The following is a 15,742-nucleotide window of genomic DNA, read 5'->3' on the forward strand; positions in this document are numbered from 1 at the left end:
CAGGCTCCGACGAAGTTCAGGGATCTAGCGGATCGCGCGGATCGACGCGGGCGGATTGCGGCGAGGGGCGGAATTCCAGTTCCGTCGGCGAGATGCGGCGACCGACCTTGCCCGGCTCGTAGCCCAGTTCGGCGATGTTGCGCTGGGCAAAGGCGGGGCTTTCGATCGCGGCGCTCTGGTCGGGGTTGCAGACGATCACCGTGTCCTTTTCGAGCGGAGCGCCCATCGCCATCAGCAGGCGCGTGGCATCGCGCAAGTTGGTGGTCGTATGGCGTGCGTAAGGCTCGATGACGATCGCGTCCGCCGGGACGCCATAGCGTTCGATCAGGGCCTTGCGCATCTGTTCGGCCTCGGCGAAGCGCGTGGCGCGCGGATGGGCGCGGCCTCCGGTGACGATGATGAAGGGCACGTCGCCTTGCGCATAGCGGCTGGCGGCGAGACGCAAGTGGAACTTGCCGAAAGGGCTGAGCGCCATGTCGGGCACTTCCGGCCCTACCCCGGTGACGATCATCGCGCTGTAGCGGAAACGCTTCCAGTCGAGGCTCTTGGCCCGTTTCATGGCGGGGGCGTTGAGACCGCCCGCGAGTGGCTCGAAGCCGATGGCATCGGCACGATCGCTGCCGTCGAGCAGGGCGAGCGCGAACTCGATGCTGGGGTCCAGCGCCTGCGTGGAAGCGGCACGCGGGGTCTGGGAAAGCCAGGCGGCGGCCTGGAGGCGCGAGCGGATTTCCTGCGGGTCGATGGTTCCGGCACCGTCGATCTGCGGATAGGCGGGGACTTGCCCGAGGCCGAACGTGCGGACGATGGCATTGACGCCTTCGATCTCGCGCGCGGTCTGCGCGGCCACGCCGTCATCGGAGGCATGTGCTCCGGCAGGCTGCATCGCCGCGCGGGCGAGGAGGGCGCTTTCCGCCGAAGTCCACACCATGGCTTGTGCAAGGCAGCCGATATCCGAGGCGCAGGCCTCGCGGCGTTCCTGCCGGACCCGCAGCATGGCCGCGACTTCCGGCTTCGTCCTGACCGCTTCCATCGCGGGCAGGTCCCGGCCGAGGGCATCCAGCAGCGGGAACAGGCGGTTCGACAGGGTTTCGGTCTCGATGTCGCGAACCGCCCCGGCCGAAGCCGGGACGGAAGCGAGCGAGAGCATGGCCGCTGCCAGTAGCGGAGCGGTCATCCGGTACGCTTTTCCGCGCATTACCAGGCCTTGCTCACGACGAGGCGGAAGTTGCGGCCGAAGATCGGGCGGCCGTAGATCGCCTCCGAACTGCCCTGACCCGCGAGCGAGTCGGTGCGGGTATTGCCTTCGGTCAGGCCGTGGGCGTTGAACAGGTTGTCGCCCACGACCTGAAGCTGCCAGGTTCCGTGCGAGACCGTGACGCCTGCGCCGATCGTGCCGTAGGCCGGAAGCGCGGTGTTGTTGTAGAGGTCGACGAAGCGCTTGCCCATGTAGGTGTAGCGTCCATAGACCGAGATGTCGGTGTCGTTCGTTGAGAAGTTGAAGCTCGGGCGAATATTGCCGTAGACCTTCGGCTGGCGGACGATCTGGTTACCTTCCGCCTGCTCCGGATCGGCGCCGGTGCTGCTCTGGAAGTTCTTGTACTTGGGATCGCTGACGGTGAGCGCGCCGTTGAGCGTGAACCACGGGGTGACCGACCAGGCACCGTCGAACTCGATGCCCTTGACCTGGGCCTCGCCGATGAAGGGCACGTTCACGTCGTTGCGGCCCGTGGTCGGATCGAAGGCGAGGAACGAGGCGTTGAGCGGGTCGAAGTTGGTGTAGAAGCCCGTGACGTAGAGGTACGAGCGGCCCGAGGCGAGCTTGAGGCCCACTTCGTACTGGTCGGCAACGGTCTTGATGATTGTCGGGTTGATGCTCATCACCGTCTGGACGTTGGGCGGCGTTTCGAGGTGCGACGCGCGGCCGTAGAGGCCGATATGGCGCGAGAAGTCGTAGTTGGCGCCGACGGTCCAGTTGGTGGCGTTCGGCTTGAGCTTCTGGTTCAGGATCACGCCGGTGAAGGCACGGGTGGTGTCGTCGGCCAGAGTGGTCGCGTCACCGAGGTTCGCCTGAGCCGTGAGCGCGGCCCAGCCCTTGTAGCTGTAGCGCTCGTGGCGGATACCGGCGTCGATGCGCAGACCCGGCACGATCTCCCAGGTGTCGTTGGCATAGACCGCGAACATCTTGGCATCGGAATCGCCCTGGCTGAGCGTCGCGGCGTAGTTGAGCACGCCATTGTCGGTCACGCGGCCCACTACCGCACCGGCAGCATTGTAGCCCACCAGGTCGAGCGTGCGAGGCTCGCCCGCCACTTCGATCAGGTAGTTCTGGTAGAGGGTGCGGCTGTCCTCGCCATAGAGGCTGCCGTAGAGGCCCAGCTTGATGTCATGGGTGCCGATGCCGGTCTTGACCTGCTTGGCGACCGAGAGGTTGGCCTGTCCCGAATAGAACTTCGAATGGATGTCGCGGTACTGGCCCTGCATCACCAGGCCGGAGGCGGCATAGGGATCGTAGACGGTATCGGTGCCCGCCAGCACGTAGCCGAAGCGCGTGGCACCGAACGGAGCGCCGCCGGCGCGGTTGAGATAGCCATTGGCGAAGGCGTTGCCGTCCACCGGGTTGGTCGTCGAGTAGAACGCCGTGAAATCGTTCTTGCCCTGGGTGTAACCGGCGGCGGCGGTGACGAGCCAGCCGTCGAAGTCGCCTTCGTAATGCGCGCCGAAGTTGATCATCTGCATATGGCGACCATCGGAAAGGTCGCTGGTCCGGCTCTGGATCACGCCGTTGCCGTCACGGTTCTTGAGGTTGACGTTGCGGAAGGCGGGCGAGTTCATCGTGCCGGTGAAATAGTCGATGTACTGGTTCAGCGACTTGCTGGGATCGCGCGGATCGTTGGTGGGGATCGGCAGGTAGAAGACGTTGTGATCGTTGACGTAGTTTAGGTTCAGCTTGATGAACCCGTTGTCCAGCTCATGCTTGATGTTGGCGCGGATCTGGCCGCCCTTGTCGTTGGGGAAGCCGTTGTCGCGATAGCCGTCATGATAGCGCATGAAGCCGCCGATGGCGTAGTAGGTGTTCTTGCCCAGGGGGCCTGCTTGGTAGGCGTCGAGGCGGTAGAGGCCGGTATCGCCCAGCGTCACTTGCGCCTTGCCGCGTGCCACGTCGCTGCCGGTGACGGTGATGGCGTTGATGATCGCGCCCGAATAGCTGGCATAGACCGGCGCCGGGCCGCCGCGCACCACTTCGACGCGCTCGGTCATGAGGTCCTGCTTGAGGATCGCGTCGCCGCGGAAGAACACGCCGTCGTTCTCGTGGAACAGCGGCAGGCCGTCCTGCTGGAAGCTCACGAAGCCGCCGTCGTTGGGCAAGCCGCGAATGCGGTAGATGTTCTGGACTTCGCCGCCGGTGATCTCGGTCTGGAAGCCGGGGAGCTGGCCGATCAGGTCCGCGAAGTTGACCGGGGCGATCTTCTGGATGTCTTCCTGCGACAGGGTGTTGATCGCATAGGATACATCGAAGCGGCGCTGGGCGCGGGTCGAGCCGGTAACGATGATGTCGTCGGTAGGCGCGGCCTGCTCGGCGCCGTCGGCCGGAACGGAAGCCGATGCCGTCTGGGCGAGTGCGGGCGCGGTGAAAACGGTGCAGACGGCAGCCAGTGCCGTGCCGGAAGCGAGAATGCTCTTACGCATTGGGGGAACCCTCATTTCGTTGCAGGTCAGCCTTGCCAGCCGACGCGGGAAGCCCCTTGACCGCGGAACATGACGCTTTTAATTATTATTCGTGAAATAAATAATTATGACAGTTCGAAGGCAGGTTTCGCCGGTTTCCGAAGGTCTGGAGCCTCCTCCCATGCTTTTGCCCGCCCTCGAGAAGGACCAGCGCCGGATCATCCAGGAACTGCGCAAGTCCGGCGCGCTGTCCCGCTCGGCGCTGGCCGCGCGGTTGGAGATCAGCCCTGCCGCGCTCACCAAGCTGTCGCGCGCACTGCTTTCGATGGGGGTGGTGGAGGAACTGGGCGATCCGGCCCATCAGGCGCGCGGTCGCCCGGCGGTGCCGCTGCGACTGGCATCGAGCGGCGGCTATGCGGTTGGCGCCACGGCGCACAAGGGCATGCTCGACATCGCGCTGGTCGATTTCGCGGGCGCCGTCGTCGCCACCCATCACGAGACGATTCCGCCGATCGATCCGCGGCAGTTCGCCCGCAAGGTCCGTGAGATCACGCATGAACTCGTGAGCCGGCACAATCTGCTCGGGCAGCGCATGCTCGGCATGGGCGTGGCCGTGCCGGGACCGGCGCTGTCGAATGACGGCGAGCGATGGAGCGTGGTCGATGCACTGCCCGGCTGGCGAGGGGCGCCCCTCCACGAAATCCTGTCTGGCGAACTGGGCTGGCCGCTCTGGCTGGAGAACGACGCCAATGCCGCCGCATTGGCCGAGTTCTACCTTGGCGGACTGCTGCGCGATTTCTCCACCGTGGTCGTATTGCTGCTCGGGTATGGGATCGGCGCGGGAGTCATCGTCGACGGCCGGTTGATGCGGGGGCAATATGGGGTCGCGGGGGAAGTGGGCTGTCTGTTTCCCATGGATCAGCCTCGGCCCAGCCCGCTCGATCTGTTGGCCTGCTTGCGAGCCGACGGCTGCGCGATCACTTCGGTGGCCGAGATCGATCCCACGGCGGCCGAACAGCGTCCGACGATCGAGGCCTGGCTGGACCGCGCGGCGGAACAACTGGAAGTCGTGTGCAATACCGCTTTCGCGTGGATCGACCCGGGCGCAATCGTACTGGCGGGACCTTTGCCGGGCGAAGTCCTGTGCGGACTGGAAGCCCGGTTATCCCGGGCAGCGCTGGTCGTCACCGTAGGAAATCGCCGACCGCCGGTAAGGGTATCCGGTCTTGAGGGTTCGCCGATTACCTTGGGGGCGGCTTTACTGCCGATCCATGCCTTGGCCGCATAGGATGACGGCGGGTTAGCGATCAGAGCATCAGAAAGTCACGCGTCAGTTTTGCTCGCGCCCGCCTTGTTTAGGCTCGGTCGCGGGGCGAGGTGGCTTTCCCTCGCTATCGGGTGGACAGACCATCTCGTCTTCGACCTCGCGATTTTTGGGCCGATTTTCAGGGCGCTCTTCTGGTGCAGTCATAGCTGAAATACTCCTGCGGCGACGTTACCCGGAAGCAACGTCGCCGCAGGTGCCCGGTTCCGGGCCTCGCCGCGCGGGAGGCTCAGACCATGGTTTCGGGGCGCACGAGCCGGTCGAACGTCGCATCGTCCACCAGGCCGAGTTCCAGCGCCGCCTCGCGCAGGGTCTGGCCCTTGGCGTGGGCGTGCTTGGCGATCTTCGCGGCATTGTCGTAGCCGATCTCCGGTGCCAGCGCGGTCACCAGCATCAGCGATCGCTCCAGCAATTCGGTGATGCGCGTGCGGTTCGGCTCGATGCCGTCGACACAGCGCTCGGCAAAGCTGGTCATGCCCGTGGCAAGCAGTTCGATCGAGCGGATCACCGCCGCGCCGATCATCGGCTTGAACACGTTGAGTTCGAAGGCGCCCTGAAGGCCGCCCACCGTGACGGCCTGGTGGTTGCCGATCACTTGAGCGGCGACCATCGTCAGCATCTCGCACTGGGTGGGATTGACCTTGCCGGGCATGATCGAGCTGCCCGGTTCGTTCGCGGGCAGGTCGAGTTCGCCGAGGCCCGAGCGAGGGCCGGAGCCGAGCAGGCGAATGTCGTTGGCGATCTTGGTCAGCGCGACGGCGAGGGTCGAAAGCGTACCGGAAAGCTGCACCAGAGCGTCGTTGCTGGCGAGGGCCTCGAAGGTATTCGGCGCCTTGACGAAGGCCTTGCCGGTCTGTTCGGCAAGATCGGCAGCGACGGCCTCGCCGAAACCTTCGGGGGCATTGAGGCCGGTGCCGACCGCCGTGCCGCCCTGCGCCAGCCGCAAAACGCCTTTCTCGGCGTCGCGAATGCGCTGGTAGGCGTCGCGAAGCTGCTGGACGTAGCCCGAGAATTCCTGGCCGAGGGTCAGCGGCGTCGCGTCCTGAAGGTGGGTTCGGCCGATCTTGACGATGTCGGTCCAGGCCTTCGCCTTGGCGTCGAGCGAGGCGGTCAGCCGGTCGAGCGCGGGAACCAGCACTTCCTCGATCGAGACGACTGCCGCGACGTGCAGCGCGGTGGGGAAGCTGTCGTTGGAGGACTGGCCGCGATTGACGTGGTCGTTGGGATGGACCGGGTCCTTGCCGCCGCGCCGGCCGGACAGGATCTCGTTGGCGCGGCCGGCAATGACCTCGTTGACGTTCATGTTGCTCTGGGTGCCGCTGCCGGTCTGCCAGATCACGAGCGGGAACTGGTCGTCCAGCTTGCCTTCGACGACTTCGGTGGCGGCGGCCTCGATGGCATCGGCCAGTCCGGCATCGAGGCCATGGGTGCGGTTGGCACGGGCCGCAGCCAGCTTCACGCGGGCGAGGGCGCGGACGATCGGCAAGGGCATGCGTTCGCTGGAGGCGAAGGGAAAGTTCTCGATGCTGCGCTGGGTCTGGGCGCCCCAGTATGCGGCGGCGGGAACCTCGATTTCACCGATGCTGTCGGTTTCGCGACGAATATCCATGGCCTTGACCGTCTCCTCGTTGCCGGACCGCGGTTTCTGGCCCGGTGTTGAAACTAGGATCTCCCCCCGAGGGGTTCAATGGCGGCGAATCGATGCGCCGCGTGGAACCGAATCTATGACCCGTGATTGAGAAAAAGAATATGCGACGCATTAGCATTTAATGCAGATTGCGGCGCGCTTTTCGCATCCGTGGAAGAACGCGATGGCGTTGAGGGGATCACGCAGACATTGCGTCGCTCAGGTAATACCGTATACGATCCTGATCTCCTTTCCCAACCGAGGTCTTTTCCATGTCGCTTGCTGCTCGCCGTGCTCGTATCTGCGGATTGTTGATGGCGGGCGGCGCAGCGCTGATCTCGGCAACCGTTGGCGCAGCACCGACGCGGGCCGATATCGACCGCTCGCTGGCCCTTCGCGAAAGCTGGCAATACCTGACGCGCGACGTGGCTTGGCCCGCGCACTGGACCCCGGACGGCCAGGCATTCTCCTATCGCAAGACCGTGGAAGGCGGCTTTGCGTTCGAGACCGTGGATGCCCGGTCGCTGGCGCATAGCCCGGCCTTCGACCAGCAGCGCCTCGCCGCGACTTTGAGCGCGGCTCTGGGCCGACCGATAGCGCCGCTGCGCCTGCCTTTCGCGGAATTCGACTATGCCGGAGACCGACAGACCATCCAGTTCTGGCTCGACGAAGACGGCTGGCGCTGCACCCTGACCGACTATGCCTGCGAGAAGCAGCAGGACCCGCGCCGTCCGCGCGGCTTCGGTGTCGTTCGCGATCTTTCGGTTCCGGCGGACAATCATCCGCGCCTCTCGCCCGACGGCAAGTGGGAAGCGCTGGTGGAGGATGACAACCTGATCGTGCGCCCCGTCGGGAGCAAGGCAGCGGTTCGTCTGAGCATCGATGGTTCCTCCGGCAATTTCTACGATCCCGAGACGATCGCCTGGTCGCCCGACAGCCGTCACCTTATGATCTACCGCGTCCGCCCCGGCTATGCCCGCCATGTCCTGCGCGTCGAGGCGGCGCCCAAGGACAAGGGGCAGCCGGGACTCCAGACCCAGCTCTATCCCAAGCCCGGCGATGCGATCGACCAGGAGCAGCCGGTGCTGTTCGACGTCGCGGAAAAGCGCCAGACCGTGGTTGACCCTTCGCTCTTCCCCAATGCCTACGAACTGTCCGGGGCGCGTTGGCGGGCGGACGGCAAGAGCGTGGAGTTCGATTACGTCCGACGCGGTTTCGGGCAGGCGCGGATCGTCTCGGTCGATGCTGCGAACGGCGCAGCCCATGCCGCCGTTACAGAGGACGCGAAGACGTTCGTCTATGCCGACCGCCGCTTCTCCCACGACGTGAAGGGGCTGGGCAACGAGATCGTCTGGGCTTCCGAGCGCGACGGCTGGAACCACCTCTACCTGATCGACGGCCGGACCGGAAAGGTGAAGAACCGCATCACCACCGGCCAGTGGGTCGTGCGCGACGTGGTCAAGGTCGATGACGAGAAGCGCCAGATCTGGTTCGCCGCCAGCGGCGTGAATGCAGGCGAGGACCCCTATTTCCGTCATTACTACCGCATCGATTTCGACGGCAGGAACCTCACCCCGCTCACACCTGAGCGCGCCGACCATACGGTCAGCTTCTCGCCGGACATGCAGTTCTACGTCGATACCTACTCGCGCGTGGACCTGCCCAATGTCAGCGAACTTCGTCGTACGAGCGACGGCGCCCTGGTTCAGACCGTCGCCAAGGGGGATATCAGCCGCCTGACCGCCGCCGGTTTCCGCGCGCCGGAAGTCTTCACCGCCAAGGGGCGCGACGGCAAGACCGACATCTGGGGCCTCGTCGTGCGCCCCCGCGACTACGATCCGGCCCGGAAGTACCCGGTGATCGAGAACATCTACGCCGGGCCGCACGACAGCTTCGTGCCCAAGAGCTTCTGGCCCTTCGGCTACCACTCGGGCGGAGACAAGGTGATCGGCATGCAGGCGCTGGCCGACCTCGGCTTCATCGTCGTGCAGATCGACGGCATGGGTACGGCCAACCGCTCCAAGGCGTTTCAGGACGTGGCGTGGAAGAACCTCCAAGATTCCGGCTTCCCGGACCGTATCCTCTGGCACAAGGCGCTGGCGGCGAAGGACCCGGCCTACGATATCGGCCGGGTCGGCATCTACGGCGCTTCGGCGGGCGGGCAGAGCACGCTCAATGCTCTGCTGTTCCATGGCGACTTCTACAAGGCCGGGGTGGCCATGGCAGGCTGCTACGACAACCGCATGGACAAGATCAGCTGGAACGAACAGTGGCTCGGTTGGCCGGTCGACAAGAGCTATGTGGATGCCTCGGGCGTGGACAATGCCGCAAAGCTCCAGGGCAAGCTGTTCATGATCGTGGGCGAGCAGGACAGCAATGTCGATCCGGCCTCGACGATGCAGGTCGCCGATGCGCTCATCAAGGCGGACAAGGACTTCGACCTGCTGGTCGTGCCCGGCGGCGAGCACAGCGTGGGGCGCTCGACCGGTCCGATCGATTATGTGACGCGCAGGCTGTCGGAATTCTTCATCCGCAGCCTTCAGTGAGGCGAGGCAAGCTGGGGACTTGCAGTAGATCGAGCGTCAGAGCCACGGCCCCACCGTCATCCTGAACTTGTTTCAGGATCCATCTTGCCGAACGAACCGCCGCCGATGACCAGAAATGGATCCTGAAACAAGTTCAGGATGACGGTGGTAAAGCGGGGCGGTCAGTTGTCAAACGCGTCGATCCGCCGCCCCGCTCGCAGCCTTACTCGCCGTCTTTCGCAGGCACGTCCTCGGCCGAGACGAAGCCGTCGTGGTTGGTGTCGTGCCGCAGGAACATGCCCCAGCCGGTGGCGGCGAACTCGGCGCGGGTGATGCCACCGCTCTTGTCGCTGTCGAGGACGCCGAAGCGCACTTCCGCCTGACGCATCTGGCGGGTGCGTTCTTCGGCGCGCTCGCTTTCGGGGCGCTGCGCAAGTTCGCGTTCCAGACGTTCGCGATAGTCGCCGACATATTCGTCGTGCGAGAGGACGCCGTCGTGGTTGCGGTCCATCCGGTCGAACTCGGCATCGCGGCCGCGCTGGAATTCGTCCTTGCTCACCTTGCCGTCGCCGTCGAGGTCCTGCTCCTTGATGAAAGTCGCAAGGTCGTGGGAGGCGGCATGGGCTGCCGTGGTGCCGGTGCCGATCGCTGCCAGCAGGGTGATCGCGCAGAGGGCGGGCTTCATGGTATTCTTCCTCATTTCGAAACGGAATAGGTCAGGGCGTAAGTGTAGCTGCGCGCGGGCAAGCCGTTCACGGCGTCGACGCGGTGCCGCGTCATCGCGAAGTAAAGTCCGGGCTCCGGCGCGGTGATGGTGAAGCGGCCGCGCGCGTCGCTGGTGACAAGCGGCAGGCGGGTGTTTTCCACCTCGCCCGCACGGGCCTGCTCGACCTCGACGTCGGCATTGGTGAGCGGCTTGCCGTTGAACAGCAGTTCGAACTCGGCAGGCTGGCCCGCGCGGATAAGCGAGGGGTGCGTGATCGCGCGATATTCGATTCCCTTGCCGGACGGCGCGAGCGCGGCCTGGTCGGGCTTGCCGCGCGTCACGAAGGCCTCGGCCTTGGTCACGCTCTGCATATCGACCGGCGTGACACCGGCGGGCAGGGGACGGCGCGGGTCGATGAATTCCCAGGTGCCGTCGATGAGCGCGGCCTTGGCCACGCGGCCCTGGCGTTCGCCGCTGGTCAGGCGATAGGTGCCGTCGGTGGCGAGCGGGGCCTCCAGGATCACCAGATCGCGCAGCGCCACCGGCTTCAGCGGCACGGCCTTGCCGTCCGGTCCGACGAAGTGGAAATCGTCCGACTGCATGGCGACCGTGGGCACGAAGACATGCTCGCTGAACGAGGCTTAGACCGTGACGTGATCGTCCTTGTCGAGGTTGAAGCCGTTGGGCAGCAGGTAAGGCGAGTGGGCAAGGGCCGGTGCAGCGAACACGGCGGCAGCGACGGAAGCGGCCAGCAGGCTCAGGCGTTTGGTGCGAGTCATCGGGTCTTTCTCGATCAGTGAGCGTGCCCGCTCTTGGCCATACAACCTAATGCGAATCAATAGCGATAATTGTAACGATGCATATCCATCGCCTCGATAGGCGACCGTCAGGGTTTGATCGCAAGGAACGGGGCGCTATGCTTCGCTCGTCGTGCTAGGCGGCCGGTGATGAACCAGAACGAAGATGAAACGCCTGCTGTCGCGGCACAGGACTGGCCGGGGATTGCGGCTCAGCTGGATCGGGAGGGCTGGGCGGTCCTGCCGGGCCTGCTTGGGCATGAGCAATGCGATGCGGTTTCCCGGCTATACGGGCCGACAGACATGTTCCGCAGCCAGGTTCACATGGCCCGCCACGGCTTCGGGCAAGGCGAGTATCGCTATTTCGCCTATCCGCTTCCCGATGCGGTCCAGTCGCTGCGCACGGCGCTCTATCCCTGCCTCGCGCCGATCGCCAACCGCTGGCACGAGCGCATGGACATGTCGGTCCGCTTCCCGGCGGATCATGCCGACTTCCTCGATCGCTGCCATGCCGCCGGGCAGCGAAGACCGACGCCGCTTCTGCTCCAGTACGGCCCCGGCGACTACAACTGCCTGCATCAGGATCTCTACGGCGAGCATGTCTTTCCTTTGCAGGTGGCGATCCTGCTCTCGCAGCCGGGCGCGGATTTCACCGGCGGCGAGTTCGTCCTGACCGAGCAGCGCCCGCGCATGCAGTCGCGGCCCATCGTCGTGCCGCTGGCGAAAGGCGACGGCGTGATCTTCGCCGTCAACCACCGTCCGCAGCGGGGATCGCGGGGAGACTACCGCGTCGCCATGCGCCATGGCGTATCGCAGGTTCGTTCGGGCAGGCGTCATGTTCTGGGGGTGATCTTCCATGACGCAGCCTGACATGTTCGCCAGTGCCCGCAGCGAAGTGGTGCTCGGGCCGGGGGCGGTCCTGCTCGGCGGTTTCGCGCTGGATGGGGCGGACGCGCTGCTCGCCGAGATACCGCCGCTCTCGGCGATTTCGCCGTTCCGGCACATGTCGACCCGCAGCGGCGGGAGACTTGCCGTGGCGATGTTCAATTGCGGGGAGACGGGCTGGGTCAGCGACCGCGCCGGGTACCGCTATCAGGCGATCGATCCGGAGACCGGCGATCTCTGGCCCGCACTGCCGCCGCGCTTTCGCGATCTCGCCGCGCGATCAGCAGAAGCGGCGGGCTATCCCGGCTTCGAGCCTGACGCCTGCCTGGTCAATCGCTATGATGCCCGGACGCGGCTTTCGCTGCATCAGGACATGGACGAGCGTGACCACGAGGCACCGATCGTCTCGGTTTCGCTGGGCCTGTCTGCCACGTTCCTCTGGGGTGGCCTCTCGCGGAGCGACCGGCCCCGGCGCCACCGGGTCCATCATGGCGACGTCGTGGTCTGGGGCGGGCCGTCGCGTATGGTGTTCCATGGGGTGGACAGCGTCGAGAAGGGCACCCATCCTGCCACCGGCGCCTGGCGCTATAATCTCACTTTCCGGAAAGCCCGATGACCGAAACGATCCACCGCTGCCGCTGGGCCGAAGGCGACGCCCGGATGCAGGCCTATCACGACGAGGAATGGGGTGTTCCCATCCGCGATTCCCGCTCGCTTTGGGAAAAGCTGGTGCTGGATACCTTCCAGGCAGGCCTGTCCTGGCGAACGATCCTCTACAAGCGCGAGGCGTTCCGCGCGGCATTCGAAGGCTTCGACCCTCACCGCATCGCCGAATATGGCCCTGCCGAGATCGAGCGCCTGATGGGCGATGCCGGTATCGTCCGCGCCCGCGCCAAGATCGAGGCGACCATCCGCAACGCGCGGGGATATCTGGCGATGCAGGAGCAGGGCGAGGATTTTGCCGAATTCATCTGGTCCTTCGTCGGCGGCGAACCCGCCTTGGGCGACGGCACCGGCAGCGCGGCGCGCTCCCCTGTAGGCGATGCGCTGTCGGCGGCGCTCAAGCAGCGCGGCTTCGGCTTTGTCGGCCCGGTCGTGGTCCATGCCTGGCTCCAGGCCGTGGGCGTGGTGAACGATCATGAGGCGACATGCTTTTGCAGATAGGCGATGCGCGGATTCCTTGACTCTTGCAAGCAATCCGCTTATCGGCCCTCGTTTACCGATCCACCAGATTTCATACGGAGTGCCCATGGCGCGCGTTACTGTCGAAGATTGCGTCGACAAGATCCCCAACCGCTTTGACCTGGTCCTGCTGGCCGCACAGCGTGCGCGCGAGATCTCGGGCGGCGCCGAACTCACCCTTGAGCGCGACCGTGACAAGAACCCGGTCGTCGCCCTGCGCGAGATCGCGGAGCAGACCGTGACCCCGTCCAACCTCAAGGAAACGCTGGTCACCTCGATGCAGCGCGTCCTGCCGGACGACGACGACGAGATGGACGAAATCGGCTCGCTCAGCCAGTCGGCCGAAGCCCTGCGCATCACCGCTTCGGCGCCTACCCGCAATACCTCGCTGGGTGGCGACTACGACGGCTGATCGCCTGACTTATTGACCCGGTGCGAGCCGGATTGCGGCATCGGCCCGCAGCTCTCTCCGTTTTTCGGACAGAGCTGCGGGCCGATGCCGTTTTAGACATGGACCGAGGGCGGTTCCCGGTTGACGGATCGCGCTCCACCGGCAACGATCCCGCGCGTGGTTGGCAAGAAGCACAAGTTACCCCGGATCGCCGGTGGATCGGTTCGAGAACGCGCGCGCGTGCAGGAACCGGACGCGGATAGGCCATCGTCCGGCGGAGCCACGATCGCCATCTACAGCGTCAAGGGCGGGGTCGGTAAGACGACCTTTGCTGCCAATCTCGCCTGGTACTCGGCGCAAGGCGGCCATCGCACGCTCCTCTGGGATCTCGACGCGGCGGGAGGTTCGGGCTTCCTCTATGGACTGGAGGCGAAGGGTTCCGGGCTGGCGGAGGAAGTCTTTTCGCGCGACCGCTCACCGGCCAAGCTGATCCAGCGTACCGCCTGGGAGGGTATCGACATTCTTCCCGCGGACGAGAGCATTCGCGCACTTGACGCCCAGCTCATGCGCATCGGCAAGCGCAAGCGGCTTGCCCGGCTGACGGAGGAACTCTCCGCGAACTATGGCCGCATCGTGCTGGATTGCCCGCCGGTGATGAACGAGCTTTCCGCGCAAGTCGTGCGTGCTGCCGATCTGGTGATCGTGCCGCTGCCGCCTTCGCCGCTTTCCGCCCGTGCCTTCGATCTCGTGGTGCGCGAAATCTCCGGCAATACGCGTCGCCATCCGCCGATCCTGCCGGTGCTTTCGATGCTGGACTTGCGCCGCGCCCTGCACAGGCAGGCACGCGATGCGAACCCGAACTGGCCCTCGGTTCCCTATGCCAGCGCCGTCGAACAATGTGCGGTCCACCAGCAGCCGATTGGCGTCCATTCCCCGCAAAGCCCGGCCGCGCAGCAGTTCGCGCGGCTGTGGCGGGCTATAGAGGCCAAGCTCGCCGAACGGGCCGGTTAGCTCTCCCTCTGTTCAGCCGCCGGACAACGCGATAGGTTCTCTCCCGTTTCAGGGGGAACGCATGAACGAGATCACCGAGAGTCTCGCCGAGATCGGACAAGGCGCGCTGGCCGCGCAAGCCGTCGAACCCGATACGGGCAGTGAGGGGCACACGCATGAAACCGCCTGCCTCAATTGCGGCACTCCGCTGATCGGTCCGCACTGCCATTCCTGCGGGCAGGCGGCGCATGTCCATCGCAGCCTCGGCGCGTTCTTTCACGACCTGCTGCACGGCGTGTTCCATTTCGAAGGCAAGATCTGGCGGACGCTGCCGCTGTTGGTCTGGCGTCCGGGCCGGCTGACGCGCGAATATATTGACGGACGGCGCGCCAGCTACGTCTCTCCGATCGCCCTGTTTCTGTTCAGCGTCTTCTTGATGTTCGCGGCATTCCACGCCTTGGAAGGGGCCGAGGGCGGAGAAATGCCGACGGTTCGCAGCGGCAATTTCGACGAAGCGATTGGTGCGAGTGAAAAGGAACTCGCGGGTCTGCGCGCGGAACGCCAGAAATTGCAGGACCGGCGCGCCGATACCGACGCGATCGATCGCAGGATCGACAGCAGAAAACAGGCACTCGAAGCGCTGAAGGACACGCGATCCGCAATTACCGAGAACCTGCCCGATCAGCAGCGCTACAGCGACTTCCACCAGATCGACAAGGCCGTCAAAAAATTCAAGAAGAACCCGGAACTCGCCGCCTACAAGCTTCAGACTTACGCCTACAAGTATAGCTGGGCGCTGATACCGATCTCGGTGCCGTTCCTCTGGCTGCTCTTTCCGTTCAGTCGCCGGTTCCACCTTTACGACCACACGGTGTTCGTCACTTATTCGCTCTGCTTCATGACCTTGCTGGTCATTCTCGGCATGGTGCTGGATTCGCTGGGCGCAAAGGCGCTGGTTACGGTGCTGTTCGTCCTGCCGCCGATCCACATGTACCGGCAGTTGCGCGGAGCCTATGGCCTGAGGTGGTTCGGCGCGTTCTGGCGCACCGTGGTGCTGGGCTGGTTCGCTTCTACCGCGCTTGTCATCTTCTTCGTGATGATAATGGCTCAGATAAGCATCTGATTTTCCGCCGTTAGCCCCTGACCTTCACCTTGCGGGCCTGCCCAAGGGTGAGGGCGATCATGATCCGGGTGGAACGGATCGCGAGGTCGAGCAGAGTGCCGCGGGCCTTGTCACAAGGCAGCGTGACGGTGCGCAGTTCCGGACCTTCCAGCAGCGACAGCATCAGTCGTTCGTCGGCGGAGAGGTGCCGGGCTTCGCCTATCCGGAACGGCCGGTCGAGGGCGGATTCGAACAGCAGGCAGAAGCTGTCGAGCACCGGCGCGAGGACCGCGCAGTCGAACAGATCGAGACGGTTGGCAAGACTGGGCTGCGCCAGTCGCCCTTCGCGGCGAGCCTGACTCCAGCAGCGCGCCACGTCTACGAGAACGCTGGGCGGCAGCGTTGCAGGCGGGCCGGACGGGGTAGGGAAGTGAAAGGTCATCGGCGGGCACTCCAGGTCGCGTAAATCATGCTATTGCAAATCATTCGCAAATACTAGTCTGAAGTTTGTCCGGAATGGCGCTATCGGGGGCGGCGCGACGATAAT

At 64.9% G+C, this 15,742-nt stretch carries 14 protein-coding genes and 1 pseudogene; 8 read left to right on the forward strand and 7 right to left on the reverse strand.

What is annotated here, in order from left to right; all coding sequences use genetic code 11:
* Window positions 1-16: 16 nt before the first annotated feature.
* Window positions 17-1,174 (reverse strand): YdcF family protein, encoded by a 1,158-nt coding sequence (locus V7066_RS00160; protein WP_334181226.1) that lies wholly within the window; start codon window positions 1,172-1,174, stop codon window positions 17-19.
* 20 nt (window positions 1,175-1,194) lie between these two features.
* Window positions 1,195-3,687 (reverse strand): TonB-dependent receptor, encoded by a 2,493-nt coding sequence (locus V7066_RS00165; protein WP_334181227.1) that lies wholly within the window; start codon window positions 3,685-3,687, stop codon window positions 1,195-1,197.
* Window positions 3,688-3,847: 160 nt separating this feature from the next.
* Here V7066_RS00165 and V7066_RS00170 point away from each other — a divergent pair, with 160 nt between their 5' ends.
* Window positions 3,848-4,954: an ROK family transcriptional regulator gene (locus V7066_RS00170; protein ID WP_334181228.1), complete on the forward strand. Its 1,107-nt coding sequence runs from the start codon at window positions 3,848-3,850 to the stop codon at window positions 4,952-4,954.
* Between the two features lie 265 nt (window positions 4,955-5,219).
* On the opposite strand, the gene fumC is transcribed toward V7066_RS00170, so the two are convergent.
* Window positions 5,220-6,599, reverse strand: coding sequence for a class II fumarate hydratase (gene fumC, locus V7066_RS00175; protein WP_334181229.1), 1,380 nt, complete (start codon window positions 6,597-6,599; stop codon window positions 5,220-5,222).
* Window positions 6,600-6,889: 290 nt separating this feature from the next.
* On the opposite strand from fumC, the gene V7066_RS00180 reads away from it, so the two are divergent.
* A complete protein-coding gene (locus V7066_RS00180; RefSeq protein ID WP_334181230.1) occupies window positions 6,890-9,163 on the forward strand; it encodes a DPP IV N-terminal domain-containing protein in 2,274 nt (757 codons plus the stop codon).
* Window positions 9,164-9,365: 202 nt separating this feature from the next.
* Here the strand turns inward: V7066_RS00180 and V7066_RS00185 are convergent, their stop codons facing one another.
* From V7066_RS00185 to V7066_RS00195, 3 genes and pseudogenes are all read right to left on the reverse strand, one after another.
* The gene (locus V7066_RS00185; RefSeq protein WP_334181231.1) at window positions 9,366-9,827 is read right to left on the reverse strand and encodes an EF-hand domain-containing protein; all 462 of its coding nucleotides are present in this window, start codon (window positions 9,825-9,827) and stop codon (window positions 9,366-9,368) included.
* Window positions 9,828-9,838: 11 nt separating this feature from the next.
* Window positions 9,839-10,474, reverse strand: a pseudogene (locus V7066_RS00190) (DUF4198 domain-containing protein); the annotation flags it as partial.
* Between the two features lie 15 nt (window positions 10,475-10,489).
* Window positions 10,490-10,627: a hypothetical protein gene (locus V7066_RS00195; RefSeq protein WP_334181232.1), complete on the reverse strand. Its 138-nt coding sequence runs from the start codon at window positions 10,625-10,627 to the stop codon at window positions 10,490-10,492.
* Between the two features lie 168 nt (window positions 10,628-10,795).
* Between V7066_RS00195 and V7066_RS00200 the strand changes: the two genes are divergently transcribed.
* The 6 genes from V7066_RS00200 (at window position 10,796) to V7066_RS00225 (ending at window position 15,216) form a co-directional block, all read left to right on the forward strand.
* Window positions 10,796-11,515 carry a 2OG-Fe(II) oxygenase gene (locus V7066_RS00200; RefSeq protein ID WP_334181233.1) on the forward strand — a complete coding sequence of 240 codons (720 nt, stop codon included), beginning with the start codon at window positions 10,796-10,798 and terminating at the stop codon, window positions 11,513-11,515.
* On the forward strand, window positions 11,502-12,146 hold the full coding sequence (alkB, locus tag V7066_RS00205; RefSeq protein WP_334181234.1) for a DNA oxidative demethylase AlkB: 645 nt from the start codon (window positions 11,502-11,504) through the stop codon (window positions 12,144-12,146). The genes V7066_RS00200 and alkB overlap by 14 nt, the downstream gene beginning before the upstream one ends.
* Complete coding sequence (locus tag V7066_RS00210; RefSeq protein ID WP_334181235.1) at window positions 12,143-12,694, forward strand: DNA-3-methyladenine glycosylase I; 552 nt, start codon at window positions 12,143-12,145, stop codon at window positions 12,692-12,694. The genes alkB and V7066_RS00210 overlap by 4 nt, the downstream gene beginning before the upstream one ends.
* Window positions 12,695-12,779: 85 nt before the next feature.
* Complete coding sequence (gene rpoZ, locus V7066_RS00215) at window positions 12,780-13,124, forward strand: DNA-directed RNA polymerase subunit omega (protein ID WP_334181236.1); 345 nt, start codon at window positions 12,780-12,782, stop codon at window positions 13,122-13,124.
* A gap of 219 nt (window positions 13,125-13,343) precedes the next feature.
* Window positions 13,344-14,114 (forward strand): ParA family protein, encoded by a 771-nt coding sequence (locus tag V7066_RS00220; protein WP_334181453.1) that lies wholly within the window; start codon window positions 13,344-13,346, stop codon window positions 14,112-14,114.
* Window positions 14,115-14,175: 61 nt separating this feature from the next.
* The gene (locus V7066_RS00225; RefSeq protein ID WP_334181237.1) at window positions 14,176-15,216 is read left to right on the forward strand and encodes a DUF3667 domain-containing protein; all 1,041 of its coding nucleotides are present in this window, start codon (window positions 14,176-14,178) and stop codon (window positions 15,214-15,216) included.
* Between the two features lie 10 nt (window positions 15,217-15,226).
* Here the strand turns inward: V7066_RS00225 and V7066_RS00230 are convergent, their stop codons facing one another.
* Window positions 15,227-15,637, reverse strand: coding sequence for a hypothetical protein (locus tag V7066_RS00230; protein ID WP_334181238.1), 411 nt, complete (start codon window positions 15,635-15,637; stop codon window positions 15,227-15,229).
* Between the last annotated feature and the right edge of the window lie 105 nt (window positions 15,638-15,742).

The organism is Novosphingobium sp. (assembly GCF_036820275.1).
GTDB lineage: Bacteria > Pseudomonadota > Alphaproteobacteria > Sphingomonadales > Sphingomonadaceae > Novosphingobium.